We start from the raw sequence: 24,576 nt of genomic DNA on the forward strand, positions 1-24,576 counted from the left end.
CACTAACTCTGAGATGCTTTTTGAATGACCGCCAGGGAAATTCGCGTGTATCCGGCGTTGGTACAGCTGGACATTACTTTTTTCAGGATATTGAACGGCACAGTGCGGTCCGCAAGGATATTCACCTCCGGGGGTTCCGCCAGCAGTTCCGCCGCTTCGGCTGTAACGTCTTCTCCGGCAGCGGCGCGCTCGGCCAGTGCGGCTTTCGCCTCCTCCAGCTCGCTGTCCGCCATGGTCATGGCCTTACCGACTTCGGCAATCATCGCCTGCTGAATGGCCTCAATCACCAGCTCTTCACTCTGGAACAGCTGGTCTGTGGTCATCACCGGTTTGGCTTCAATCAAAACCTCGTCGTGGGTCACCATCAGGGTAACCGTCTCCCGCGGTTTTGACTCCACTACCGAGTCCGGCAGGGTGATTACCTTGGGTGCCTCAATGGCTTCATTGCTGGAACTGTTGGTCAGCAGGAAGAACACCAGGATGGTAAACACGTCCATCAGCGAGGTCAGGTTCATTCCTGGTGTTTTGCGCTTGTGGCTTCGCCCCATGCGCTTCATGCGTCTACTTTCACGTTTCACGGCGCATCTCCCAGGGAAATATCGGGGAAGAGTTCCATCTTTTCAGGCGATGCCTCGGGGTCTGGCGCGCTGCCATCTTCCGGTACGGGCATAACCTCGGCACTGCGTACCGTATCCATCACTCCCACAAGGTGCTCATAGGCCACATCCGGCTCCATCAGCAGTGTGGAATCGGTTTTATCCGGGTAGGTTTCCTTGATCCGCAGCAGGTACTCCCGCAACTGGGCAAGATCGTAAACTTCTTCCGTAGGCAGAATGATCGGCAAGCCATTTTCGTCCACCGGGATTTGCAGCTCTCCCTCCACGGCGACCGCTTCTGCCCCGCCTTCTGGCTGGTTCAGGTTCGGGAATCGCGCGATGACTTTTTCACCATCGCTGATTTCCAAAACCTGCTTGCGCACCACGACTTCGAGGGTCACGCCGGGGTCTTCCGAGGCGCCGCCGGCACCGGTCGGCATATTCAATTCGAGAATGGTTACCCGTGAAAACACCGCAGAAACCAGCAGGAAAGGTACCAGCACCACCATCAAGTTCAGGAAGGCGGTGATGTCCAGTTCCGGCGCTTCTTTGGCTCTACTGTGACGCCTGCTTCTCATTACGCAGATTCCGGTTTGGCGCTGTTATCGGATGCCACTTCAGCTTCGGCCTCGGATTCCTCTGCCTGTTGCGCCTGCTTGGTCTGCTCGATATCGCGATTGACCGGCTTGTCTGCGGGAGCATCTTTGGCCGCATCACTACGGCGGCGCGTGCCGGAGGACATGATGTTGAGTGCCTTGACCGACACCATTTCCAGACTGTCGACGATTTGGCCGGTGAGCGAGTTCAGCAGTGCGTGCACGATCAGCAGTGCAATACCGACCATCAGACCGAAGGCGGTGGTGTTCATCGCAACGGAGATACTGGCGGACAGCAGGTCGGCTTTCTCCGCCGGGTTGGCATTGGCCACCGCGGTAAAGGCTTCGATCAGACCCATAATGGTACCGAGCAGACCCAACAGGGTGGCGATGTTGGAGCCAAGCGCAACATAAGGCGTGCGCTTTTCCAGCTGCGGAATGGTCTCCATGATGCTCTCTTCCATGGCGATCTCGATATCTTCACGGCGGCGGACTGCGCCCTGACGCTCGAGGCCCATGGCCAGCAGGCGACCCACACCGGTGTTATCGTCTTTGACCAGGTTACGGGCGCGATCAAAGTCACCGGTTTTGAGCACTGGCTGAAGCTTCTCCCAGGCGGCACGGTTGGTGTGACGCTCGTAAATGAGGCGAATATAGCGCTCAATGGCTACCGCGGCGCCGAGCGCGAATACCACCAGAATGGGATACATGAATGCACCACCAGTCTGAAAAAACGCGATTACGCTATTAAAGAAATCCATCACTTATCCTCTTGGTTTTCTTTCTCGGGTCCGCGGACACTTCCGCTTTGCCTGGTTTCGACCGCTAACGGTCTCTGTTGAATTAAAAGTAAAAAAGTTTTGTTTAAGGAGTAACTATTCTTCCGGAAGACTGAGCTCGTAAAACTCAAGCTCCCGCGAGAAAACTTCTTTGTCCAGTGGCTGCAGGCGAGGGTTCAGAAGGCTGGAGTTGAGCCCGCTTTCCACGCCTACTTCGGAGCTTTTCCAGGGGACGATGTACAGGGACTTGGGCGCTTCCTCATTACCGATAATGGAGATACCGGAGAGCTCCTTCACCTCGGTATCGACCTTTTTCTCACCCTCTTCCTGCGCTTGCACACCCAGGGAGCCGAGCAGCAGACAAATGGCCAATAGTGATTTCTGCATGGAATCCATCAGTTGGCTCTCCGCTTGAGATCGGTTATCCAGATAGCGACTTTGGCATCCTCGGGTTGATATTTCAGGTACTGCTCGAATTGTGCGAGTGCACAATTCACATCCTGGAGATAGAGGTCGCAGAGAATGCCGAGATTCTTCATCAACGGCAGGCTTTCCGGGTGCGCCTGCAAGGCATTACTGTAGGTTGTCTTGGCTTCATCAAAACGGCCCTGGTGGCGATAAAGCACACCGAGCTCGCTGCTCGCAATCGGGTCCAGTGGCGCTGCGCGCAGGGCCTCCAGAAAGGATTCCTCCGCGTGCTTTTCGTCACCGGTCTTGAAATAGGCAATCCCAAGGTTTACATAGGGCGCGGAGAGACGCTGCTCACGCTCGACCACTGACTGCAGTAGCTCGATGGCTTCCCCGTAGCGCTCACCCTGCAGATATTCCACCGCCTGGGTGAAATCGCGGTTCACTGCCCCGGACACTTTGACATTCATCGGGTCTACCGGGCGGCTGGAAGTTTGCGGACCACTGGCACAGGCACCGAGCATCAGCATTCCAATACACAGCACCGCCTGACCGACCCGGCGTATTTTGATGACTGCATTCATCAGCCCTGCCCCTCTTCAGCGGTATTTTCGGCGATTACGGTAGACTCAGGATTATCCTGCTCCACCGGCTCCGAAGGATCCCCCGATTCCTCGCCCACATTTTCAGCAGGCTCTTCCGCAACCTCAGGCACCGGAACAATGGTCATTACGATATTGCCAGCGTCTTCCGGGCGCTCGTAGCGTGCAGGTACCAGCCCGGCAAGCTGACCGATACTTTTCGCTACCCAATTGTTGTAGATACCCGCAGCCATCAGGTCGATATTTTTTTCGTGGACGGAAATAGCGCGCTCTTCGAACGGGTAAATCTGTTCTTCCAGAGCCAGCTCATATTCTTCCAGCTCCAGCGCACTGAGATTGGTCGGGCGCTCTGAGTCCTTCAGGGCTCGGCTGAAATGCAGGTAGATTTCGCCCAGATAGTAGGTGGCCGCTGCGGTCACATCTGCCACCTGATAGTCGATCAGATCGCTGAAGGCGGCGGTGGCCGCTTTCATGCGGGTGCGCTTGGTGTTCAGATTGCGCTCAAGTGGCGCCACCAGGGCAACCTCTGCAAAGGACGTAAACTTGGGCTCCGCCAGCTTCAGTGCAGCGTTACCACCCAGATAGCGCGTGCGATCATTACGTTCATCACCACCACGCAGTTCAATACGGACTATGTCATCAAGCGTATTGAAGTAGGCTTTCTGGTTGCCGGCATTGAGATAGATGTCGGCAATTTTCTGGCGAGTTTCCAGTGCCGGCTCCATGGGGCGCGGGAAAAGCTTGACGTAGCGATTGAGTGCCGCCAGCGCCTTGTCATAGCTCTTGGCTGCGCTGTACAGGTCTGCCGCCTGGGTCAGAGCCTCGCGACGTACATCTTCATCGTCAGATTCCCGTTCGATCCGCTCAAACTCCGCGGCCGCCAACAGCAATTGACCGCTCTCCTGGTAAACCACCGCCAGTTTCTTGGTGACTTCCTTCTGCAGTTCGTGCTCCGGGTGATTACTGCGGAATGCTTTCAGCACGTCGGCGGCACGGGCCCAGTTTTCGAGCTGAATCAGTGAGGCCGCCGCGTCATACTCGGCGGTTGCGAGAATGGTCGCGCCCGGGGCGGCATTGCGAATGCGCAGGAAGTGCTCGGCGGCCGCCAGGTGATCTTCGGCCTTGCGGGCCTGATCACCCTGCTGATAAATGGCACCGGCCAGATTATCCACCAGGGCCGGGCGATCCTTGGCATCGCCTGCGGTCAGGTTCAGCGCTGCGCGGTAACCCGCCTCTGCGTCCACATAGAGTTCCGTATCAAACGAAGCGTGGGCAACCAGGAGCCAGGCAGAACGCTGAATCTGCTGGTCCGCCGCGGGGAATTTCTCCAGCAACAGGCGGCCGTTCTGAATGGCTTCCGGGAAGCTCTTCAGCTTGTACAGATCGTCCACCGCGCCCAGCAAAATCTGCGGTGCCTTGGCGTGCTGCGGGAAAGTCTCTGCAAAGGCCAGCGACGAGCGAATAATTTCCTTCTGCACAGCGACTTTATCCGCGCTGCTACCCCTGCCCAGATCGTTTGCCAGGTGTTCACGGTAGGCGAACACAGCGGCATAGCCCGCCTCACTGGCATTTTCGTTTACGTCGTGATTTGGGTAATGGTAGGCGGTACGCTCATACTCCCGTGCAGCATTGAGGAAGTCCTTGTTCTCCAGCATCAGGCCAGCGAGCTGGTAGTTGATTTCCGGCGCCTTGGGCTTGTCGGCGAACGACGAGAGGTAGCGACGGTACCAGTGGATCGCTTCCACATAGTTTTCACCGCGCTTTTTGGCGAACTCTTTGTCTTTCGGCTTAACATTCTGGTAAGCCGCATGGTAGTGACTCGCCAGATCAATCAGGTTCGTTTGCAGAAACTCCACCACGGTGGCGTATTCGGCAATTTCAAACACGGTCCAGTATTCGGCATCCAGCGCATAGGTGTTGGCGAAGGCTTTCTTGGCCTCCAGCACCAGCCGGGGGAAACCACCCTTCTGATAGATTTCAATTACGCGAATGGAAAAGTCCGGAGCCACTTTGTGCAGCGGGTTGCGCTCCACAAACGTGTCGTATGACTTGGCAGCATCCTGGTAGCGTCGTTTGTCGAGGTAGTATTCACCCAGGTGGCTGTAAACGTAGGACTCGTAGCCTCGCGGACCTTTGTTGGTGAAGTAATCCACAATAGAGTCGGCGCCACCGAGATAGGAGAAACTCAAGCTGACAACGCGGAAGGTATCCTCAACGTGCTTGCGTTCCGTCTCGTTGGTCTGCTGCTCAAAGTCGTAGCCCTGCTCAACCTTGTAGTCCAGCATGCGGACGAAATCGTCCAGCGCCATTTCGTACATATCCTGCTTGAACAGCGCCCAGCCGCGTTTGTACAGGGCCAGCTCATAGAAACTGGAGACTTCCCCCATGGTAATCACACGACCGTAGGATTCTTCCGCATCAAGGAATTTCTTACGAGTGAAATAGTATTCACCAAGGCGGAAGTAGGCTTCGTCCAGGTGACGGGAAGCCGGATATTTTGCGACGAGCTGGCGCAGAACGCCGACTGCCTCGTCCACCTCGCCGGTCTCCTCGTAGGCACGGGACAGCTGGTACATGACCTGATCGTTGCGCTCATACTGCGGATACTGCACCAGCAGTTTTTTGTAGAGCGCAATGGCCTCTCGGGCATTGGCGGCGAGCAGCGCATCCGCGTCGTCACCAGGCACGGCTGCTTCCGTGTCACTCGCGACTCCACTGAGATCCACCGCACCACTGGCACGGGCTTCGAAGTCGTTCTGGCTTTCACCGCTACTACCAGCAACACTACCGAGGGCAACATCGGACGCCTGAGTCGCAGACCGGACACCCGCTACCTGCGGCGCATCCAGCGCGCCCATCGCTGCGCTGGTCTTTTTACTCGCAGTTAAATTGGCCGACGCAATTTCCTCGGCCGACAAGATGCGAGTCTCGGTGCTGTTCGGCAGAATGCCCTCTTCCGCGCGGTGCGCCTGCTTGATTTTCAGATCCGCAATACGGCGAATCGCTTCCGGCGTCAGCGCGGTTTCCGGGGTTTCCTGCAGGTATTTCTGGTAACTGGCGAGGGCTTTTTCCAGGCTGCCATCGATATGGGTTTCCTGAATCTCGATATCCACACGCTGCAGGCTGCCGATCGTCTTGCCACTGTGACTGGCACAGGCGCTGAGCAACAGGGCCGCAGACGCCGCGGTGGCCAGGCCAAGGTTATTAAATACTATGGCGAAGCGAGTCTTATTCATTACCCGAGGCCTCCGCATCCGCTGCCGGCGCTTCCAGCTCGGGAGGGTTTTCCGTGGGCAGTGGCTCGGGTTGTGCACTCGGTGCAGCCTGCTTCATCTGCTCCACCTGCCGCTGATACTTCTCAACCTTGCGCGCATCTGAACGGCGCTCCTGCAATTCATTGGCCCGGTCGTAACTATCGGCCAGCGCAAAACGCGCTTTAATCTGGTAGCTCTCCAGCTGTGCGCGACGCTCGTCCAGCTCACTGATGGCCAGCTGCTCGAGCATGCGCCCCTGACGCAACATCAGCTGATCGATTCGCTCCTGAGCCCGATTCAGGCCAGCGCGCAGGCTGACGATCTGATCGGTATAGCCCTCATAGCTATGGGTCGCAGCCTGGCGGGTACGCACATAACGCTGGTAGCTGTCCTGCAGGGTGGCGATGACCTCATCCAGTTCCTGCAGGTTTTTGTAAGCCTTGGTGAGACGATCATCAAACTCGCGGGACAGGCGAAACTTCAGCACACCCTCAAGGCGCGCAACGCGATCCTCAGTCTCTTCACTCTTCAGGCTGGGGCTGTATTCGAGAATGTCGCGAATCTGCTGCAGAATCAGACGAGATTCTGTTTCGCCGCTTTTGGCCAGAAGTTCCGGACGACGGTTCACCAGCAGGTTTTCGATCCGCATGGCGAGATGCTGACGCTGCTCCAGCCGCATTTTGATACGCGCATCCACCTGACGGAACTGCACGTCCAATCCAGGAAGAATCGGTTCGTAGTAGCTTCGGCGCAGTGCGATAATCTCTTCGAAAGCATCGAGGCTTTGCAGCCAGTCTTTGTTGCGCTCGAGCAGGTCGTTCAGGTCCTGGTAATTGCGCAGGAATTCCTGATAGTCGTTAGAGGCCATCAGGTCGAGCAGGTAATGGGTTTCCGGCGCATCCGGCAGTTTGCGCAACTCTACCACCCAGTTTTTCACCTGACTGGCTTCTTTTCGGCGCAGTGCTTCCAGCAGCTTACCTTCGCGGATGCTGTTGATGGACTGACTGAGCACATCCACCTGGTTACCAAACAGGTCCAGTGCCTGACCGTAGTTCACCGCCGCGGTGCTGTGTACTTCCAGCTTGCCGTAGGCATAGGGCACCGCGAGCATGGCCTCCTGAACGGCGGCATCGGTGGATTTTCGCTGCTTCAGCAACTGCCAGGGCACCAGTGCACGGTCGTAACGGCCGGCATTGGCCTCCACCCAGCCCGCCCCCAATAGCGCCTGATTGGAGAAGGGCCCACTCAGCTGCACACGGTCAAAGTAGGTACGGGCACGCTGGTATTCTTCCGCTTCCATCAACTGGAAACCGAGCAGCAGGTTGGTCTTGTCCTGCAATGCGCGCATGGCATCGCCGCTGCCCGCACCGCGGCCGAGCCCGTCCAACTCCAGCACACCCCGCTCGGTCTCTCCGGACTTCAGCAGAGCGATCCCGAGGTTGTACTCGACGAACCCCGCCAGAGATTTTTCGCCCTTGAGATCTTTTAGCAGCACCACCGCTTCTTCAAAGCGGCCCAGTTGCATGTACACGCGGGCGCGCAGGAACTGCTCATCTGCACGCACACGCTCCGGCACGCGCCCCTCGATCAACTCAAGCGCATGCAGAGCATTGGCAAACTGCTGCTTGTGATAGTGGATTTTCGCCAGGCGGTAGGCCGCCTCATTCTTGATTGACTGGGGCACATCGCCCTGCAGCACCTGCTCCATGGCACGGCCGGCTTCCCGGTGCATGCGATAGGAGAGCTCGAGATCCCCTACGGCAAACTCCGCCTGCCCAAAATGCATGAAAAAAGGGTCGAGCTCCGGATCGTCGAGCAAGCGAAACTGCTGAAGCTCGGTGTCCAATCCGGTGATCGCGTCGAAATAATTATCCTGGTGCGCATTGAATAATGCTTCGCCAAAGAACAGATCGCGAAGGTTATCGGTATGCAGTGCCGTGGGGTCTTCGGGCGCTTTGGCCTGCACAGACGCGGCGCACAGCACAGTCAGCGCTGCGCCGGCAACCGCGCGGGCCAGACGGGAGTTCATGCTTACCAGTCCTTGAAGTTGATAGCGGACTGGTTGCCGGCGATCTGGATCTCAACAAACTTGGGACCCACTGCTTTTTCCACGCTGTAGCTGGCGGTTGCGCGGTATTCTTTGCCGGACTTGGACTTTCCGAAATAGGTGACTTCCAGGGGGTGGGTACCGGTCTGCACGTTGGCAGTATGGATACGCTGCACACCACCGAGCTGCAGGGCTTCAATTTCGCGGTAGGTATACAGGTGGTGAGCGACGATCTGGTTATCGAGCTTCACCTCGACGGACTCAAGGCTGAATTCGGTACTGTTAGGCAGCGAGACAAACAGAGCCACCTGGGTATTGGAGGGGAACAGTAGCTTCTCTTCCAGACGATTGAGTTCGGAGGTAAGACTGATCACATCCTTCTTTACATCCTGAATCTGCTCGTCGAGCCCGCGAATTTCTTCGCGACTGACTTCCTGAGCATTGGTCATCACCGCCAGCATGAGCAAAACGGTTGCCAACAGAATTCTGCACATATCCCTTATACCTCGAAACTAACTCTGGGAACGCTACCCAGGAAGCCCTGCCCTGATATCCGGGCTCATTTTTATTGGTCGCAATCTCTCGACCGATTTTGTCCGACTAACGTCGAATACGAGTACTTAGCGAGGCGATTGTATTGCAACCGGCGGGGGGGGATATGTGAGGCGCTTCAAAACTCGCGCAGAGAGTTAGAGAAGAATTTTTTCTTAAAATTCAAAGGACAAGAGAAAAAAGCTCGATTATGTGACAGGTTTCACGGGTATCTTTGATGGGCCTTGCGTGAGTGCTGTCACACTTTTCACGGAATCAGCGGAACCAGGTCAAACTTTAAGCAGAACAAAAAACGCCCAGACAGCTATCTCGGTGGATATACCGATAGCAAGTGCTCACTATGCGCTTATTCAGGCATCACCACTTTTTTAGTGCGTCTTCATCACTGGACCTGGCATCTACCCAGCAGCCTTTTTCTGTTCCGCCCGCGAATTCCTTTTTCCAGAAAGGAGCACGGCTTTTCAGGAAATCCATAATAAACGCACAGGCATCCAGTGAGGCCTGACGGTGGGCGGAGGTAGTGCCCACAAACACAATTTCTTCACCGGCATTTAATGGGCCGTAGCGGTGGATGATTCGCACCCGCCCTAATGGCCAGCGTTTGGCAGCCTGGCGGGCGATGTCGGTAAGTGCTGACTCCGCCATGCCGGGGTAGTGCTCCAGCTCCAGTACGGCGACGGATTTGTGCTCACCGGATTCATCGGGCGTGAAGTCCCTGACGTTGCCGACAAACATGGCAGTGGCGCCGTCGGAGTAATTTTCACTGCGCAGCAGATTGTACTCGGCACCCGGGTCGAAACCTTTTGCCTGCACGGAGATGGAGATTTCCAGCGGCATCTTCAGCCTCCGGTGACCGGTGGGAAGAAGGCGACTTCATCGCCGTCTTTGATGGCAGCATCCATGGTCGACAGCTGCTGATTGAGAGCAACCTGCAACTGGTCGCTGCCGAGGGCGCTCTGCCAGATTGCGCCCTGCTCGGCCAGCTTGCTGCGCAGCTGAGCCACGTCAGTAAGACCTGCCGGGTCGATTTCCATTGCATCGCGTTCCAGCTGCTCGCGCAGGCTGGCGAAGAACAATACCCTGATCACGATTTTTCCCCTGCGCTCTGTTCAGGCGTCCAGTGGCCGCGCTTGCCGCCGACTTTTTCCTGAAGCCTGGTGGGGCCAATGACCATGGCGGGGTCTACGGCTTTGCACATGTCGTAGATGGTGAGCGCGGCCACACTTGCTGCGGTGAGCGCTTCCATTTCTACGCCGGTGCGGCCGGCGAGGCGGCAGTAGGCTCGAATGTTGACGCTTTGGTTGGCTTCATCCAGCTCAAAATCTACCTGCACTTTGGTCAGCGCCAGCGGGTGACAAAGAGGTATCAAGTCGGCGGTTTTCTTGGCGGCCTGGATGCCGGCAATGCGCGCGGTGGCGAGCACATCGCCTTTTTTGTTGTTGCCGGCTTTCAGCTGTTCGAAGGCTTCCGCAGACATGGCGACGGCGGATTCGGCGCGGGCGGAGCGGTCGGTGATGTCTTTGTCGGTGACATCGACCATGCTGGCTTCGCCTTTCTGGTTCAGGTGTGTGAGGGTCATTTTCATTCTCTAACTTTAGTAACCGCTGAAAAACGTAGCGAGCGAGTGGCTGACGGTGGCCGCCGGAGCGGAAGAAGCGGAGTGTACACGCAGTACATGAGCATTCTGACCGGGCTGGCGCACCAGCACCGCCGGACGCCGTCAGGCGCTCGCGCAGTAGTTTTTCAGTGGTTACTTTGTGAGGTAGCCGACGAAGTTACAGGGCATATGGGTTGCGGTCAGTTGTTCTCTCAGCAACTTGGTCCAGCCGGTTTTGCAGGCGCCGGTGGAGCCCGGGAGACAGGCGACCAATGTGCGGTTGGCGATGCCGGCGAGTGCGCGGGACTGGATAGTGGAGGAGCCAATTTCCTCATAGCTGATGGAGCGGAACATTTCGCCGAAGCCGTCGATGTGTTTGTCGAGCAGGGGGGCGAGGGCTTCGGGGGTGGAGTCACGACCTGCGAAGCCGGTGCCGCCGGTGGAGATGATGACCTGGATTTCCGGATCGGCGATCCATTCGCTGACTTTGGCGCGCAGGAGATATTTGTCATCGATGACGATGGCCTTGTCGGCGAGGTTGTGGCCGTCTTCTTTCAGTGCTTCTACGAGATATTTACCGGAGGTGTCGTTTTCTTCGGTTCTTGTGTCGGAAACGGTGAGGATGGCGATGTTGAGTTTTTGATCTGGGTCTTTTGGGGCGTGGCTCATTGATTTGTGCTCCGTAGCCTTTGTCTGGTGCTCTGTTGTTCGTATGTGGCGGCCGGTCACCGGGTGTGAGTTTTCAGGACCGCTGTAAACCCATCCCTGGGCGCTGCGGCGCAAACATCCTGTTTGCGACGCTCCTGAAAACCCACACCCGGCGCCCGGCCTTCGCTTTGAATTTTTTGACTTCGTTAGCTGGCTGCGCTTTTCCTATCCACCAATAATGGAAAGGTTCTGGGTTCCGCCGGTATTTCCCTGCTGTAGATAGTGGCTCACTTCTTTATTGCCGATCAGCGCCCTCACCTTTTCGGCAAGCGCACTGGCATCGCCAGCGCGGATGGTTTCACGCAGGTCGAGGCCAGCGTCGCTGAACAGGCACAGGTGCAGTTTGCCCTGGGCGGAGACGCGCAGGCGATTGCAGCTGTTGCAGAAGTCTTTGCTGTAGGGAGTGATCAGGCCGATGCGGCCTGTGTAGTCGGGGTGGACGTATTCGCGGGCGGGGCCGGCGTCTATGGCTCTGGGGAGGAGTTGCCAGCCGGTTTCGATCAGCTGCTGTTCGATGTCGCTGCCGCGCAGGTGGTTACTGGCGAAGTAGTCGCGGTTGTCGCCGGTCTGCATGAGTTCGATAAAGCGCAGGGTGACCGGGGTGCTTTTTAGCCAGTCGAGGAATTGCTGCAGGCGGGTCTGGGCACCATCGGAGAGCAGGACGGCGTTGACCTTGGTTTGAATGCCCAATTCCAGTGCACGATCGATGCCGGTGCGGATTTTGGGCAGACAGTCGTGGCCGGTGATACGGGCGAATTCGGTATCGTCGAGGCTGTCGATGCTGATGTTGAGCTGGTCAAGGCCGCTGTGGTGCCAGCTGTCTATAACGCTGGGGAGTTTGTAGCCGTTGCTGGTAACGGCGACGCGCTGGATGCCGAGGGTGGTGCTGGCTGCCTGGATGAGTTCGGGCAGGTCTTTGCGCAGGGACGGCTCGCCGCCGCTTAGGCGCACTTTTCTGGTGCCTAGCGTGGCAAAGGCGCGCATGACGGTGCTGGCCTCGGCGATACTGAGGTCCGGGGCTTTTGGGGTGGCCTGGTAGCCGTCGGGCAGGCAGTAGTCGCAACGGAAGTTGCAGACATCTGTCACCGACAGGCGCAGATAGTAGAAGCGACGGCCGTGGCCGTCCTCCAGGATTTTGTTCTGTTTCATCACCTTTCCAAATGCGGGAGGCCGCTCGGTTTCCCTTACGACCCTGGCGGGCGGTATTACTGCCCGCGGCCAATGGCGCTTATCTGTGACTTAGCGCCAGAGGCTTCGGTGTTGTTAAAAATCAGTCGACTCTAATTTGGTTAAATCAACTTGCTCTCTGTCCAAGAATTGCCATCAGATCAATACTGGAATCCCTTGTGCTGAGGTCCATCAAATTTTCCAGACGATTCAGGTGCGCGACGATGGCGTCGCGGGCTCCCTCTCCGTCGCCGGACTGCAGGTTTTCCAGCAGCCGGGTGTGGTCGCCTTTCAGGTAGCAGGAGGCGAGTCCGTCCCGCTTGTACAGCGCAATCACGATGGAGGTGCGCAGCACCAGATCCGTGAGGAAGTTGCCCAGTACCCGGTTACTCGACAGGTCCGCCAGCATGTGGTGGATTGCCAGTGAGTGCTCGATCCGCGCCGGTTCATCGCCCGCCTGATGGGCTTCGATTTCTGCCTGGACCAGCTTTTCCAGTGTCTTGAGCTGGGCGGGTTTCATGTTACCCGCCAGCAGTGCGCAGACTTCGCCTTCCACCAGCCGGCGGGCAGCAAAGGTTTCCCGGGTTTCCTCGATAGACGGTGCACGGACCCGGGCGACCTGGTTGGGCGCCTGGGTAATCACGTGGTCTGCATCCAGGCGGGTCAGAGCCTTGCGGATAACCGAGCGGCTGACGCCAAAGATCTCACCCAGGGTGAGTTCCGGCAATCGGGTATTCGGCGGCAGGCGCTGGGTCAGCACGGCCTTGCGAATCTTGTCCACAATCTGCTGATCGGTCACCCGGCCACCGGCCTTGATCTCCGCCAGCACCTCCTGTTGCCAGGATTTGCTCATCTTGCACTACTTCCTGCTGGAGGCTCCCTCGCACTGGACTCCGTCATCAGAAGTCATGCAATTTGGCAGCCAATTTATTCAAGGGGGCCTCTGGTTAAGTCCGCGATGCCTCAGGCTTTCAGAGCGGTTCACAATCAAGGCGTGACTTCGCAGGAATGTATGGACCTTTCAAGAAGTCACAACGCAGAGTGTGGATCGCTCTGAAAGCCCCGAAGGGCGAGACCTGAAGGCAGCATCTGCTGCGTTGCAGCTCTTGTAAAGGACCGGGCCATTCACTGCGAGCTGCGCCTAACAGCTGCTACCTTCAGGTCACGCTGAGGCATTGCGGACTTAACCAGAGTCCCCCTAGTGTTGCCAGCCAGTGTATACGATCCGCCGCAGCGAATGTAATCAATCCGCGACTTCGAGGATCTTAAGGGTATTGGTCCCGCCGTGGGACTGCATCAGGTCACCGCGGATCAGAATCACCTGCTCGCCAACTTTGACGATACCTCTTTCCTTCAGTGTCGCCAGTGCGCGCTCATTCAGTTCCCTGTCCCCCTCCCCTTCACCGGGTTCAAACAGTACCGAGATCACCCCGCGATACAGCGCCATGCGCCGCTGGGCGATGGGATCGTGGGCCAGGCCGACGATGGGCAGGCCGGAGCGGATGCGCGAGGCGATCAGCGGGGTGTAACCGGTCTGGGTCATGCAGGCGATGGCGGTAACACCGGCCAGATGGTTGGCGGCGTACATGGCAGACAGCGAGATGGTCTCGTCGATGCGGCTGAAATCCTGGTGCATGCGGTGGCCGGACTCCTGGGCAGAGCGCTCGCGCTCGGCGCCGAGGCACAATCGGGTCATGGCCTCCACCGCTTCCACCGGGAAATCCCCGGCGGCGGTTTCCGCCGACAGCATGACCGCATCTGTGCCATCGAGTACCGCGTTGGCCACGTCGAACACTTCAGCGCGGGTGGGCAGTGGCGCGGTAATCATGGTTTCCAGCATCTGGGTGGCGGTGATCACCGCGCGGTTCAGTTGGCGGGCGCGCAGGATCATGCGCTTCTGCACACCGATCAGCGCGGCATCGCCGATCTCCACACCCAGATCACCGCGGGCCACCATCACCGCTTCCGAGGCGCGGATAATATCGTCGAGGGTTTCCTCGTCCGCCACCGCTTCGGCGCGCTCTACCTTGGCCACAAGGCCGATATGCTTGCCCGCCTCGCCCAGCAGTGCGCGCGCTTCTTTCATATCCTCGGCGCTGCGGGGGAAGGAGACGGCGAGATAATCCACACCGATATCGATGGCGGTTTTCAGGTCGGCCTTGTCTTTGTCGGTCAATGCCGCTGCGGACAGTCCACCGCCCTGTTTGTTGATGCCCTTGTTGTTGGACAGCTTGCCGCCCACAACGACGGTGGTGTGCACTTCCCCGTCACTGACGCTGTTGACTTCCAGCACCACGCGGCCGTCGTCCAGCAACAGCACGTCGCCGGCGGATACATCCCGGATCAAATCCTTGTAGTCGCAACCGACCCGCTTCTCGTCACCCTCGTTGGTGTCGAGGGACATATCCAGCACGAAGGGCTGGCCTTCCTGCAGGTTGACGGCGTTATCTTTGAAGCGGGCGATACGGATTTTGGGGCCCTGCAGGTCACCGAGAGCGGCGACGGTTTTGCCGAGGCGATCGGCAATTTCTCGCACCTGCTGCAGGCGGCGGCGGTGATCGTCGGGCGTGCCGTGGGAGAAATTCAGCCGCACCACGTCCACGCCGGCCTTGAGCATTTTTTCCAGCACGCCGTCTTTGTCGCTGGCGGGGCCGAGTGTGGCGACAATTTTGGTACGGCGGGTGGGGTTGGCCGTGCGTTGGTTGGCGGGTTTCTGGCTCATCGGGACCTCTAATCTCTCAACTTTTCTCGTTTTATCAGCTCTTCGCCGGCGGCAAAATCAGGATTGCGCGGAAATCATTGACGTTGGTGCGCGTGGGGCCGGTGACAATCAAATTTTCCAGCTCGGCAAAGAAACTATAGGCGTCGTTGTTGGCCAGGTACTCCCGTGGGCTCAATCCCTGCGCCTGCATCTTCGCCCAGTCGTCAGGCGCGCAGAATGCACCGGCGTTGTCTTCCGAGCCATCGATGCCGTCGGTGTCGATGGCGAGGCCGAAAATGCCATTGGCGCCGCCAAGGGCGGTGAATAGTCCCAGCAAATATTCCACATTGCGCCCGCCGCGGCCATTACCGGTGACAGTGACGCTGGTTTCTCCACCTGAAAGAATCAGTAATGGATGGCTGATTCCTTTCTGCACGGCGAGGGCCATCAGGGCGTGTTCGCGGCCAAGTTCGCGCGCCTCCCCTTCCAGGTTGTCACCGAGTACGCGGACGTCGACACCGGCGGCGATGGCGGCATCGCTGGCGGCATTGAGAGCATCGCTGGCTTTGGCGAGTACGCGGGCAGTGTCGCGGTTGAATTCTTTGTCTCCGAGCCTGGGGGCCTTTTTGTCGCTTTGCAGATGCGCGCGCACGTCATCTTCGATTTCGATGTTGTAGCGCTGCAGGATCTCGAGGGCGTCGGCCGGTGTGGAGCTGTCTGGCAGTGTGGGGCCGGAGGCGATGAGGGTTGGGTCGTCTCCGGGGACATCGGAGATCAGGTAGGTGACGACCCGCGCGGGGTGTGCGGCGGCGGCGAGGCGGCCGCCTTTGATGGCGGACAGGTGCCGGCGCACGGTGTTGATTTCGCGAATGGGGGCGCCGCTGCGCAACAGGGCTTTGTTGATGGCCTGTTTCTGTTCGAGTTTCAGTCCCGGCGCTGGCAGTGTCATGAGTGCGGAGCCGCCGCCGGAGATGAGAGCGATGACGAGGTCGTTTTTGCCGAGGTCTTTGACGGCGGCGAGCATGCGTTTGGCGGCGACTTCTCCCATGTTGTCGGGCATGGGGTGGGAGGCTTCGAGGACTTCGATTTTTTTGCAGTTGGCGCCGTGCTCGTATCGTGTGACGACGAGGCCTTCGATTTCGGAGCGCATGTATTTTTTGGCCCAGGCTTTTTCGAGGGCGGAGGCCATGGCGGCGGCGGCTTTGCCGGCGCCGATGACGATGGTGCGGCCGATGGGTGGTTCGGGGAGCCGCGAGGGCAATAAGGTGTCGGGGTGTACGGAGGCGATGGCGATTTCAGACAGGTCCCGCAGCCAGGCGGTGTAATCCGCGGGGCGGTTGAGGGTCGGAAGTTCGGGCAGTTTGTTCATCGACAGTGACCTCGTAATTGTTATTTCCCATGCGCTCGATCAGGGCCCTTCCGTTCTTTTTGGGTCCTGTGGCGGTCGAGCACCGGGTAAAAGGTTTCAGGACCGCTGTGAACCCATCCCTGGGCGCTGCGGCGCAAACATCCTGTTTGCGACGCTCCTGAAACCTTTTACCCGGTACTCGACCTTCAATTCTTACATCTTAACTACGTAAGCTGATTGGCAACTTCCATTGTAGTTTCAGATTACTACACGGAAGTATCCAAGCCGGATAAGGGAAACGTGTCCGACAGCTTGACTCACGGAGAAGAGCCTTGCTGGGGGAGTCCGTGGACACGTCTCCCTTATCCAGCCTGTTTTCCGCATTAAAAGAGATAATGCAAAAACAGTTCCGGAAAAAGCCACTGGCGACGGCGATTCTTCATCGCCAGCGGAAACACTGGGTTCTTTAGGCCGCAACGAAGTAATACTGTTCAAATTGCAGCCCGCTGGCGGTAACCCTTCCCGGGACCTTCTAAAACAGGGACGTTTTAGAAGAGCCCCCAGGGATGGGTTCACGGCGTGTCCCGGGAAGGGTTACCGCCAGTGGGCGCCGCCAGACTTATTTCATGCGACTCTGACTAAAAATACAGCTCAGCTGCCGATTTCGTGGTCCGCGAGCTTTTCCAGGGCGCGCACGATGCCGGCGTGGTCCCAGTCGGCGCCGCCGTTGGCGGCGCAGGCCTGGAACAGCTGCTGAGCGTTGGCGGTGCCCGGGAGGCTGAGGTTGAAGGCGCGGGCGCTTTCGAGGGCCAGGTTGAGGTCTTTCTGGTGCAGGCGGATGCGGAAGCCTGGGTCGAAGGTGCGTTTGATCATGCGTTCGCCGTGGACTTCGAGAATTTTCGAAGAGGCGAGGCCGCCGAGCAGGGATTCGCGCACTTTGGCGACGTCGGCGCCGGCTTTGGAGGCGAACAGGAGGCCTTCGGAGACGGCTTCGATGGTGAGGGCGACGATGATCTGGTTGGCGACTTTGCAGGTCTGGCCGGAGCCCTGGGGGCCGATGTGGGTGATGGTTTTACCCATGACTTCGAGGATCGGATGGGCGCGGACGAAGCCTTCTTCGGTGGCGCCGACCATGATGGTCAGGGCAGCGTTGATGGCTCCGCCTTCGCCGCCGGATACGGGGGCATCCACGTATTCACCGCCGGCAGCGGCAATGCGCTTGGCAAATTCCTGGGTGGGGACCGGGGCGATGGAGCTCATGTCGATGACCAGAGCACCGGGCTGCAGGCCTTCGACTACACCTTCCTGGCCGAACAGTACGGATTCCACGTCCGGAGTGTCCGGGACCATGGTGATGATGATTTCGCAGTTTTCTGCCACGGCTTTGGGGCTGGCGACAACCTGCATGCCTTTTTCGGCGAGGGTTGCGTCCAGGGCGCGGCCGCGGTCATTGGTGAACAGTTGGTGGCCTGCGTCCAGCAGGTGACCTGCCATTGGGCGGCCCATGATGCCGAGGCCGATAAATCCGATCTTGCTCATTTCTCTCTCCAGAATTTTTTACATTTATTGGTTTACGGCTTAACCGTGTGCCGTATCCAACCAGCCGAGGCCTTCGCTGGTGGTGGTTTTCGGCTTGTATTCGCAGCCGATCCAACCTTCATAGCCGAGCTTGTCCAGGTGCTGAAACAGGAAGGGGTAGTTGATTTCTCCGGTACCCGGCTCGTGACGGCCCGGGTTGTCCGCGAGCTGTACGTGGGCGATCTGCTCCAGATGCTTTTCGATGGTCGGGGCGATATCGCCTTCCATAATCTGCATGTGGTAGATGTCGTACTGCAGCTTCAGGTTGTTGCTGCCCACCTCGTCGAAAATTTCCAGTGCCTGCTCGGTACCGTTCAGGAAGAACCCGGGAATATCGCGGGTGTTAATGGGCTCGGCCAGCAGCTGGATGCCGGCAGCCTGCAGGTTGTCTGCAGCAAAGCGCAGGTTCTGAATCAGGGTCTGGCGGGCTTCTTCCTTACCTACACCGACCGGGGCGATACCGGCGAGGCAGTTCACCTGCTTGCAGCCCAGTGCGGTGGCGTACTCGATGGCTTTGGCCACACCTGCGCGGAACTCGTCCACGCGATCCGGGTGACAGGCGATGCCGCGCTCACCGGCGGCCCAGTCGCCCGCGGGGAGGTTGTGCAGTACCTGGGTCAGGCCGTTGTCGTCCAGGCGCTGTTTGATTTCCTGCACGCTGTAATCGTAGGGGAATAGATATTCCACGCCCTTGAAGCCCGCATCGGCGGCGGCTTTGAATCGGTCGAGGAAATCCACCTCGGTAAACAACATGCTCAGGTTGGCAGTAAATTTTGGCATTTTGCTTCTCCTGTTATTTTTTTCGTCATTCCCGCATAGGAACGTCATGCCGGACTCGATCCGGTACGGGAATCCAGGTACTTCGATTTCTGGACCCCGGCCTTCGCCGGGGTGACGGGAGTTAAGTGATCAGGTCAGTGCGGCGATAGAAGTGGGCGCGTCGCCCTCGCCTTCCGCCAGCGCTTCAAACTCGTTTACGCCGTCGAGATCCACACCCATGGAAATATTGGTTACGCGCTCGAGGATTACCTCAACCACAACCGGCACGCGATGCTGTTTCATCAGCGCGCGGGCTTTTTCCAGTGCCGGGGCGATATCGTCCGGGTGGGTGACCCGCAGCGCTTTACAGCCGAGGCCTTCCACTACGGACACGTGGTCCACACCGTAGCCTTCAATTTCCGGGCAGTTGATGTTTTCAAATGCCAGCTGCACGCAGTAATCCATATCGAAATTGCGCTGCGCCTGGCGGATCAATCCCAGATAGGAGTTGTTCACCAGTACGTGGATGTACGGCAGGTTGAACTGGGCACCGGCGGCGAGTTCTTCCACCATAAACTGGAAGTCGTAGTCACCAGACAGCGCAACAATTTCCGCTTCCGGATCGGCCTTGGCTACACCGAGCGCGGCGGGTACTGTCCAACCCAATGGGCCGGCCTGGCCACAGTTGATCCAGTGGCGCGGCTTGTACACGTGCAGAAACTGGGCGCCGGCGATCTGTGACAGACCGATGGTGGAAACGTAGCGGGCGTTCTTGCCGAAAACCTTGTTCATTTCTTCGTACACGCGCTGGGGTTTTACCGGCACATTGTCGAAGTGGGTTTTGCGCAGCAGGGTGCGTTTGCGCTCCTGACAGTCATTGACCCAGGCACTGCGGTCTTTCAGGCGACCGGCGGCTTTCCATTCGCTGGCCACTTCAATCATCAATTCCAGCGCGGCTTTTGCATCGGAAACAATTCCGTAGTCCGGCCCGAAAATACGCCCAATCTGGGTGGGCTCGATATCCACGTGCACGAACTTGCGGCCTTCGGTGTAGGTGGAAACATTACCGGTGTGGCGGTTGGCCCAGCGGTTGCCGATTCCCATTACAAAGTCAGAAGCCAGCATGGTGGCGTTGCCGTAACGGTGGGAAGTCTGCAGGCCTACCATGCCCGCCATCAGCGGATGATCATCGGGAATCGTGCCCCAGCCCATCAGGGTCGGGATTACCGGTACGCCGGTGATTTCTGCAAACTCGGTGAGCAGATCGCTGGCGTCGGCATTGATCACACCACCACCGGCAACCAGAAGCGGCTTGTCGGCGTCGTTCAGCATGGTCAGTGCTTTTTCAACCTGGGCGCGGGTGGCGGCCGGCTTGTACACGGGCAGCGGCTCGTAAGTATCCGGGTCGAATTCGATTTCGGTCATCTGCACGTCGATGGGCAGGTCGATCAGTACTGGACCCGGGCGCGCACTGCGCATCAGGTGAAACGCCTGCTGGAAAGCGCGCGGCACCTGGGCCGCTTCCATCACGGTGATCGCCCACTTGGTGACCGGGCCAGCGATTGCCTTGATATCCACCGCCTGGAAATCTTCCTTGTGCAGTTTGGAAACCGGCGCCTGACCGGTGATGCACAGAATCGGAATGGAGTCTGCGCTGGCCGAGTAAAGGCCGGTAATCATGTCGGTGCCGGCGGGGCCGGAGGTACCGATGCACACTCCGATATTGCCGGCCTTGGTGCGGGTGTAACCCTCGGCCATATGTGAGGCACCTTCCACATGGCGGGCCAGGGTATGGTCGATACCGCCGACTTTACGCAGCGCAGAATAGAAAGGGTTGATTGCGGCACCGGGCACGCCGAAGGCAACGTCGATGCCTTCTTTTCTCAAAACGTGAACCGCGGCTTCGGCAGCTGTCATGCGAGCCATAGTTTTCTCCCACTGAAGTCATCGCTTCAGAAATTGCTTGGTTATTCTTGCTTCCTGCACCGGTTATTGGGTGCTTGTACTATCGGTATTTCTTCGTCATTCCCGTTAACATGTGACCCTGCACTTCGTGTCACTGGACCCCGGCCTTCGCCGGGGTGACGCTGATCTAAATTCAGGCGGTGACTAAAGCTTCTTCTCCGACCACTACATCCGCTACATGCACTCGAATATTCATCGGGTACTCATCGCAGTTTTTCCCTTTACCACCACGATCCACCACCACAAACTCGCCCTTGCGCTCGATTACCGACTGCACGCCGTGCCACAAGCCCGCGCGGTAATTCACGCCCTGGCGGCCGTCGGTAATAAACGCGCGCACCTCCTTCGGATCGATGGCTTCCCCCTTGGGCGCGACCACGATGACGAAACGCTCTTCGTGCATCGGAATAAACGCCTGGCTACCCAGCGGGTGACGCTCCAGATATGTCAGCTCCAGGGGAAGCTCGACGGGCTCACTGATAAAAATGCTCACCAGTGGGCGGGCCTCTTCACCCAGGGTTTCGATCTGCACCAGGTCGTGATAGCGCTGCGCGCGTCCGCCGTTGATCGAAAACGAATCCGCGGTGCGACTGTCGATCACATCGCCATAGGGCGCGAAGGCTTCTGCGGTCAGTGGTTGTGCCCTAAGTTCGAGTACAGTTTCGAGCATGGTGGTTTTCTCCATCTTTTTTAGAATTAGGGTGCGCTACATCCGTGTACGCGCATAACAATCAGCGGTTACCAAAACCCCCGAGTTTCATTTGACGGTTTACGTCTTTGTACAGGAGGTAACGGAACGGGCCGGGGCCGCCGGCATAGCAGGCTTGCGGGCAGAAGGCGCGCAGCCACATGTAATCGCCGGCCTCCACTTCTACCCAGTCTTTGTTCAGCAGGTACGCGGCCTTGCCCTGGAGTACATAAAGGCCGTGCTCCATCACGTGGGTTTCCGCAAACGGAATTACGCCACCGGGTTGGAAGGTGACGATATTCACGTGCATGTCGTGGCGGATATCTTCGATATCCACAAAGCGCGTGGTGGCCCAGCAGCCTTCTGTGTCCGGCATTTCGATGGGCTGAACATCTTTTTCATTGGTAACGAAGGCTTCCGGCACATCGATACCGTTTACCCGTTCGTAATATTTGCGAATCCAGTGGAAGCGCAGTGTAGACGCACATTCGTTGCGCACCTGCCAGTCGCTGCCCGGCGGAATAAATGCGTAACCGCCCTCTTCCATGCGGTAGCGCTGGCCGTTCAGGGTCAGGGTCAGTTCGCCCTCCACCACAAACAGCACGCCTTCGGCATTCGGGTCAGACTCGGGCTTTTCACTGCCGCCACCGGACTGCACTTCCATAATGTATTGGGAAAACGTCTCGGCGAATCCAGACAGAGGACGGGACAGCACCCACAGGCGGGTCTTCTCCCAGAACGGCAGATAGCTGGTGACGATATCGCGCATCACGCCTTTCGGAATCACCGCGTAGGCTTCGGTAAATACCGCGCGATCAGACAGCAATTGCGTCTGCGGCGGGTGCCCGCCTTTGGGGGCGTAATAGGTGTGCATTGGGTATTTCGAGTTGCTCATTACTGTTCCAGTGCTTTTTCCAAACTGCTACAAACCGTATTGTTTTTCGCCGCTGGGGCGGGGTGTTCAGACGCCCAGTGGCGGGCGATATCCACACGCCGGGTCACCCAAACCCGATCGTGTTTTTCGATATGGTCGAGAAATTTCTGCAGCGCGCGGAAGCGGCCGGGGCGACCGATCAGGCGGCAGTGCAGGCCGACACTCATCATTTTTGGTGCGTCTTCACCCTCTGCGTAAAGCACGTCGAAGGCATCGCGCAGATAATCAAAAAAATGCTCGCCGGTGTTGAACCCCTGGGGCGTGGCGAAGCGCATATCGTTGGTGTCGAGGGTGTACGGGACGACCAAATGGTTTTGCTGCTCACCCTCGGAAGTTTCTACCGGGGTCCAGAACGGCAGGTCGTCGCCGTAGTTATCGCTGTCGTAAAAGAAGCTGCCTTCGTCCACCACCAGTCGGCGGGTATTGGGGCTGTCGCGGCCGGTGTACCAGCCCTGGGGCTTTTCGCCGTACAGTTTCTGGAAAATCTCGATGGCCCGGCGCATATGCTCGCGCTCGATGTTTTCCGGAATGTTCTGGTAGTGAATCCAGCGCAGGCCATGGCAGGCGATTTCGTGGCCCAGTTCTTTAAAGGCCAGGGCCAATTCCGGGTGGCGCTCGAGCGCGGTGGCGACACCGAATACGGTCATCGGCAGGCCGCGTTTTTCAAATTCATTGAGGATGCGCCATACACCGGCGCGGGAGCCGTACTCGTAGATGGACTCCATGCTCATGTGGCGATCGGCATAGGCCTCGGCACCGACGATTTCCGACAGGAAGCGCTCGGAGTGGCTGTCCCCGTGCAACACACAGTTCTCACCGCCCTCTTCGTAATTCAGCACAAACTGCACAGCCACTTTCGCGCGCCCGGGCCAGTTGGCCTGAGGCAGGTCGCGCCCGTAACCGATGAGGTCGCGGGGGTACGGGTTCTGCGCTTTTTCCTGGGTCGATGAATTCAACGTTGTTATTCCTTTTCTGTTGCTGATTACCGCTGGCAACGGATGCCGGAGATCGGGCCCGATCAACCCGGTCACTTCTGGATACAAATCACCGCGACTTTGTGGCGACACTTTTTGTATACAAGACAACGATATAGTGTATTCAGGTGGTTTGCAATCGTCGGATTGCAGTTGTTCAGGAATTTTTTGGGGGAATGGGCAGGGCTTCGCGGCGGCTCAGGGTCCGATGGGGGGATCTCTGGTAGCTCCGTGGCGGTGGATCACCGGGTAAACCTTTTCGAAACCGCCACAAGTACGTCCATGTAGGCTGCGTCGGCGACGTGGCCCGGCCGCTCCAAGTATTCACGGCGCCTTCGGCCCCTGTCGCCGACGCTTTCGAAAATGTTTACCCGGCACTCCACCTTCGCATCAACGAATGGAGTAACTTGCGAGCTATGCAGGCAGAGAAATAAATATCAGAAATGGGGAGCGAGCGGCCTGAAAGGACTTCAGGCCGAAAGAAAAGGAAAGATAGAAAGGAATCAGTTGCCGAAAATACTGTAGAGATCCGGCACTTCTTCCGCGCCTTCCACAATAGACAGAGAGCCTTCAACGGCCTTCAGGTGATCCAACATAAATTGCGACGCACCCGCGCCATCGCCGGCTTCCAGTAAACGCACAAGCTCATCGTGATCGTGGGACTCACACCCCATATGCTCACCGCCGGAATTGCCATAAACCGCGAGAATCAGAGATGAACGAGAACAAAGGCGCCCGATAAATTCTGCCAGGGTTTTATTGCCGGACATTTGTGCCAGGCGCTCGTGAAATTCAGAGGACGTGCGAATCGCAAGGCTGTTATTTCCCTCGCGCAGCGCACCCACTTCCCGTTGGGACAACGCGCGCAATTCGGCAATTTCTGCTTTGGAAACACGCGCAGCCACTTCCGGCATCAGACCGCACTCGATCATCTGCCGCGCCGCAAACACCTCCCGCGCCTCATCCGCCGTCGGCCGTGCCACGCTGGCACCGCGACGGGGAGCGATGGTTACCAGCTGCTCCATAGCCAGACGCTGCAGGACTTTGCGGATACCGGTACGGCTTACGCCAAATACTTCAGAGAGCGCATCTTCCCGCAGGCGGGAGCCGGGTTTGAGACGATGCTCGACTATCGCGTCACTGATGGACTGGTAGATAGCATCCTCGCGTTCGGTCCCTTCCTGACGCTTGCGTTTGGTGGCTGGTGCGGTATCCGCGGTGGCTTCAGGCATTCCCCGTGACTCTCTTCGCTTGCTTGTATTGACGTTTTTGGATTTGGAAACCGCCTATTGTATACAAACAAGACAGATGAAAACCAATCTT

The 24,576-nt window shown here is 58.0% G+C and carries 23 protein-coding genes and 1 riboswitch; all 23 genes read right to left on the minus strand.

The features are described 5' to 3' along the window. Positions 1 to 2: 2 nt before the first annotated feature. Positions 3 to 578 carry an ExbD/TolR family protein gene (locus ACYX4K_RS11140; protein ID WP_475092056.1) on the minus strand — a complete coding sequence of 192 codons (576 nt, stop codon included), beginning with the start codon at positions 576 to 578 and terminating at the stop codon, positions 3 to 5. Beyond that, positions 575 to 1,174, minus strand: coding sequence for an ExbD/TolR family protein (locus ACYX4K_RS11145; protein ID WP_475092055.1), 600 nt, complete (start codon positions 1,172 to 1,174; stop codon positions 575 to 577). Before ACYX4K_RS11145 ends, ACYX4K_RS11140 begins: the two co-directional genes overlap by 4 nt. Next, a complete protein-coding gene (locus ACYX4K_RS11150; protein WP_475092054.1) occupies positions 1,174 to 1,953 on the minus strand; it encodes a MotA/TolQ/ExbB proton channel family protein in 780 nt (259 codons plus the stop codon). Before ACYX4K_RS11150 ends, ACYX4K_RS11145 begins: the two co-directional genes overlap by 1 nt. 114 nt (positions 1,954 to 2,067) lie before the next feature. Then, positions 2,068 to 2,367: a hypothetical protein gene (locus ACYX4K_RS11155; RefSeq protein ID WP_475092053.1), complete on the minus strand. Its 300-nt coding sequence runs from the start codon at positions 2,365 to 2,367 to the stop codon at positions 2,068 to 2,070. Then, positions 2,367 to 2,963, minus strand: coding sequence for a tetratricopeptide repeat protein (locus ACYX4K_RS11160; protein ID WP_475092052.1), 597 nt, complete (start codon positions 2,961 to 2,963; stop codon positions 2,367 to 2,369). Before ACYX4K_RS11160 ends, ACYX4K_RS11155 begins: the two co-directional genes overlap by 1 nt. Then, a complete protein-coding gene (locus tag ACYX4K_RS11165; protein WP_475092051.1) occupies positions 2,963 to 6,217 on the minus strand; it encodes a tetratricopeptide repeat protein in 3,255 nt (1,084 codons plus the stop codon). Before ACYX4K_RS11165 ends, ACYX4K_RS11160 begins: the two co-directional genes overlap by 1 nt. Further along, a complete protein-coding gene (locus ACYX4K_RS11170; protein WP_475092050.1) occupies positions 6,210 to 8,264 on the minus strand; it encodes a tetratricopeptide repeat protein in 2,055 nt (684 codons plus the stop codon). Before ACYX4K_RS11170 ends, ACYX4K_RS11165 begins: the two co-directional genes overlap by 8 nt. 2 nt (positions 8,265 to 8,266) lie before the next feature. Next, positions 8,267 to 8,776, minus strand: coding sequence for a hypothetical protein (locus ACYX4K_RS11175; RefSeq protein WP_475092049.1), 510 nt, complete (start codon positions 8,774 to 8,776; stop codon positions 8,267 to 8,269). 415 nt (positions 8,777 to 9,191) lie between these two features. Continuing rightward, the gene (locus ACYX4K_RS11180) at positions 9,192 to 9,671 is read right to left on the minus strand and encodes a molybdenum cofactor biosynthesis protein MoaE (RefSeq protein ID WP_475092048.1); all 480 of its coding nucleotides are present in this window, start codon (positions 9,669 to 9,671) and stop codon (positions 9,192 to 9,194) included. A gap of 2 nt (positions 9,672 to 9,673) precedes the next feature. Further along, positions 9,674 to 9,922, minus strand: coding sequence for a molybdopterin converting factor subunit 1 (moaD, locus tag ACYX4K_RS11185; RefSeq protein WP_475092047.1), 249 nt, complete (start codon positions 9,920 to 9,922; stop codon positions 9,674 to 9,676). Further along, positions 9,919 to 10,419, minus strand: coding sequence for a cyclic pyranopterin monophosphate synthase MoaC (moaC, locus tag ACYX4K_RS11190; protein WP_475092046.1), 501 nt, complete (start codon positions 10,417 to 10,419; stop codon positions 9,919 to 9,921). The genes moaD and moaC overlap by 4 nt, the downstream gene beginning before the upstream one ends. A 165-nt stretch (positions 10,420 to 10,584) precedes the next feature. Further along, positions 10,585 to 11,100 carry a molybdenum cofactor biosynthesis protein B gene (gene moaB / locus ACYX4K_RS11195; protein ID WP_475092045.1) on the minus strand — a complete coding sequence of 172 codons (516 nt, stop codon included), beginning with the start codon at positions 11,098 to 11,100 and terminating at the stop codon, positions 10,585 to 10,587. A 204-nt stretch (positions 11,101 to 11,304) separates the two neighbouring features. Then, on the minus strand, positions 11,305 to 12,288 hold the full coding sequence (gene moaA, locus ACYX4K_RS11200; protein ID WP_475092044.1) for a GTP 3',8-cyclase MoaA: 984 nt from the start codon (positions 12,286 to 12,288) through the stop codon (positions 11,305 to 11,307). Continuing rightward, a riboswitch (molybdenum cofactor riboswitch) is annotated at positions 12,273 to 12,411 on the minus strand. (Overlaps the previous gene by 16 nt.) A 22-nt stretch (positions 12,412 to 12,433) precedes the next feature. Continuing rightward, positions 12,434 to 13,159, minus strand: coding sequence for a GntR family transcriptional regulator (locus ACYX4K_RS11205; RefSeq protein ID WP_475092043.1), 726 nt, complete (start codon positions 13,157 to 13,159; stop codon positions 12,434 to 12,436). A gap of 390 nt (positions 13,160 to 13,549) precedes the next feature. Beyond that, on the minus strand, positions 13,550 to 15,028 hold the full coding sequence (gene pyk / locus ACYX4K_RS11210; RefSeq protein WP_475092042.1) for a pyruvate kinase: 1,479 nt from the start codon (positions 15,026 to 15,028) through the stop codon (positions 13,550 to 13,552). 34 nt (positions 15,029 to 15,062) lie between these two features. Further along, positions 15,063 to 16,376, minus strand: coding sequence for a glycerate kinase type-2 family protein (locus ACYX4K_RS11215; RefSeq protein ID WP_475092041.1), 1,314 nt, complete (start codon positions 16,374 to 16,376; stop codon positions 15,063 to 15,065). A gap of 630 nt (positions 16,377 to 17,006) precedes the next feature. Continuing rightward, positions 17,007 to 17,894 carry a 2-hydroxy-3-oxopropionate reductase gene (locus ACYX4K_RS11220; protein ID WP_475092039.1) on the minus strand — a complete coding sequence of 296 codons (888 nt, stop codon included), beginning with the start codon at positions 17,892 to 17,894 and terminating at the stop codon, positions 17,007 to 17,009. A gap of 39 nt (positions 17,895 to 17,933) precedes the next feature. After that, positions 17,934 to 18,713, minus strand: a complete 780-nt coding sequence (hyi, locus tag ACYX4K_RS11225) for a hydroxypyruvate isomerase (protein ID WP_475092038.1) — start codon at positions 18,711 to 18,713, stop codon at positions 17,934 to 17,936. A 129-nt stretch (positions 18,714 to 18,842) separates the two neighbouring features. Further along, the gene (gcl, locus tag ACYX4K_RS11230) at positions 18,843 to 20,618 is read right to left on the minus strand and encodes a glyoxylate carboligase (protein WP_475092037.1); all 1,776 of its coding nucleotides are present in this window, start codon (positions 20,616 to 20,618) and stop codon (positions 18,843 to 18,845) included. A 172-nt stretch (positions 20,619 to 20,790) separates the two neighbouring features. After that, entirely contained in the window at positions 20,791 to 21,327 is a 537-nt protein-coding gene (locus tag ACYX4K_RS11235) for an ureidoglycolate lyase (RefSeq protein ID WP_475092036.1), read from the minus strand. Positions 21,328 to 21,388: 61 nt separating this feature from the next. Then, a complete protein-coding gene (locus ACYX4K_RS11240; RefSeq protein ID WP_476178695.1) occupies positions 21,389 to 22,240 on the minus strand; it encodes a bifunctional allantoicase/(S)-ureidoglycine aminohydrolase in 852 nt (283 codons plus the stop codon). Beyond that, positions 22,240 to 23,235, minus strand: a complete 996-nt coding sequence (puuE, locus tag ACYX4K_RS11245) for an allantoinase PuuE (RefSeq protein ID WP_475092034.1) — start codon at positions 23,233 to 23,235, stop codon at positions 22,240 to 22,242. The genes ACYX4K_RS11240 and puuE overlap by 1 nt, the downstream gene beginning before the upstream one ends. A 521-nt stretch (positions 23,236 to 23,756) precedes the next feature. After that, positions 23,757 to 24,485 (minus strand): GntR family transcriptional regulator, encoded by a 729-nt coding sequence (locus ACYX4K_RS11250; RefSeq protein ID WP_475092033.1) that lies wholly within the window; start codon positions 24,483 to 24,485, stop codon positions 23,757 to 23,759. Positions 24,486 to 24,576 lie beyond the last annotated feature (91 nt).

It is taken from the genome of Microbulbifer sp. ABF4_107, assembly GCF_056312215.1.

Excerpts from the sequence above, each read along its gene's own strand:
- ACYX4K_RS11145 (WP_475092055.1), bottom strand. The coding sequence starts at position 1,174 with ATGAGAAGCAGGCGTCACAGTAGAGCCAAAGAAGCGCCGGAACTGGAC.
- ACYX4K_RS11150 (WP_475092054.1), bottom strand. The coding sequence starts at position 1,953 with ATGGATTTCTTTAATAGCGTAATCGCGTTTTTTCAGACTGGTGGTGCA.
- ACYX4K_RS11155 (WP_475092053.1), bottom strand. The coding sequence starts at position 2,367 with ATGGATTCCATGCAGAAATCACTATTGGCCATTTGTCTGCTGCTCGGC.
- ACYX4K_RS11160 (WP_475092052.1), bottom strand. The coding sequence starts at position 2,963 with ATGAATGCAGTCATCAAAATACGCCGGGTCGGTCAGGCGGTGCTGTGT.
- ACYX4K_RS11165 (WP_475092051.1), bottom strand. The coding sequence starts at position 6,217 with ATGAATAAGACTCGCTTCGCCATAGTATTTAATAACCTTGGCCTGGCC.
- ACYX4K_RS11170 (WP_475092050.1), bottom strand. The coding sequence starts at position 8,264 with ATGAACTCCCGTCTGGCCCGCGCGGTTGCCGGCGCAGCGCTGACTGTG.
- ACYX4K_RS11175 (WP_475092049.1), bottom strand. The coding sequence starts at position 8,776 with ATGTGCAGAATTCTGTTGGCAACCGTTTTGCTCATGCTGGCGGTGATG.
- ACYX4K_RS11180 (WP_475092048.1), bottom strand. The coding sequence starts at position 9,671 with ATGCCGCTGGAAATCTCCATCTCCGTGCAGGCAAAAGGTTTCGACCCG.
- moaC (WP_475092046.1), bottom strand. The coding sequence starts at position 10,419 with ATGAAAATGACCCTCACACACCTGAACCAGAAAGGCGAAGCCAGCATG.
- moaB (WP_475092045.1), bottom strand. The coding sequence starts at position 11,100 with ATGAGCCACGCCCCAAAAGACCCAGATCAAAAACTCAACATCGCCATC.
- moaA (WP_475092044.1), bottom strand. The coding sequence starts at position 12,288 with ATGAAACAGAACAAAATCCTGGAGGACGGCCACGGCCGTCGCTTCTAC.
- ACYX4K_RS11205 (WP_475092043.1), bottom strand. The coding sequence starts at position 13,159 with ATGAGCAAATCCTGGCAACAGGAGGTGCTGGCGGAGATCAAGGCCGGT.
- pyk (WP_475092042.1), bottom strand. The coding sequence starts at position 15,028 with ATGAGCCAGAAACCCGCCAACCAACGCACGGCCAACCCCACCCGCCGT.
- ACYX4K_RS11215 (WP_475092041.1), bottom strand. The coding sequence starts at position 16,376 with ATGAACAAACTGCCCGAACTTCCGACCCTCAACCGCCCCGCGGATTAC.
- ACYX4K_RS11220 (WP_475092039.1), bottom strand. The coding sequence starts at position 17,894 with ATGAGCAAGATCGGATTTATCGGCCTCGGCATCATGGGCCGCCCAATG.
- hyi (WP_475092038.1), bottom strand. The coding sequence starts at position 18,713 with ATGCCAAAATTTACTGCCAACCTGAGCATGTTGTTTACCGAGGTGGAT.
- gcl (WP_475092037.1), bottom strand. The coding sequence starts at position 20,618 with ATGGCTCGCATGACAGCTGCCGAAGCCGCGGTTCACGTTTTGAGAAAA.
- ACYX4K_RS11235 (WP_475092036.1), bottom strand. The coding sequence starts at position 21,327 with ATGCTCGAAACTGTACTCGAACTTAGGGCACAACCACTGACCGCAGAA.
- ACYX4K_RS11240 (WP_476178695.1), bottom strand. The coding sequence starts at position 22,240 with ATGAGCAACTCGAAATACCCAATGCACACCTATTACGCCCCCAAAGGC.
- ACYX4K_RS11250 (WP_475092033.1), bottom strand. The coding sequence starts at position 24,485 with ATGCCTGAAGCCACCGCGGATACCGCACCAGCCACCAAACGCAAGCGT.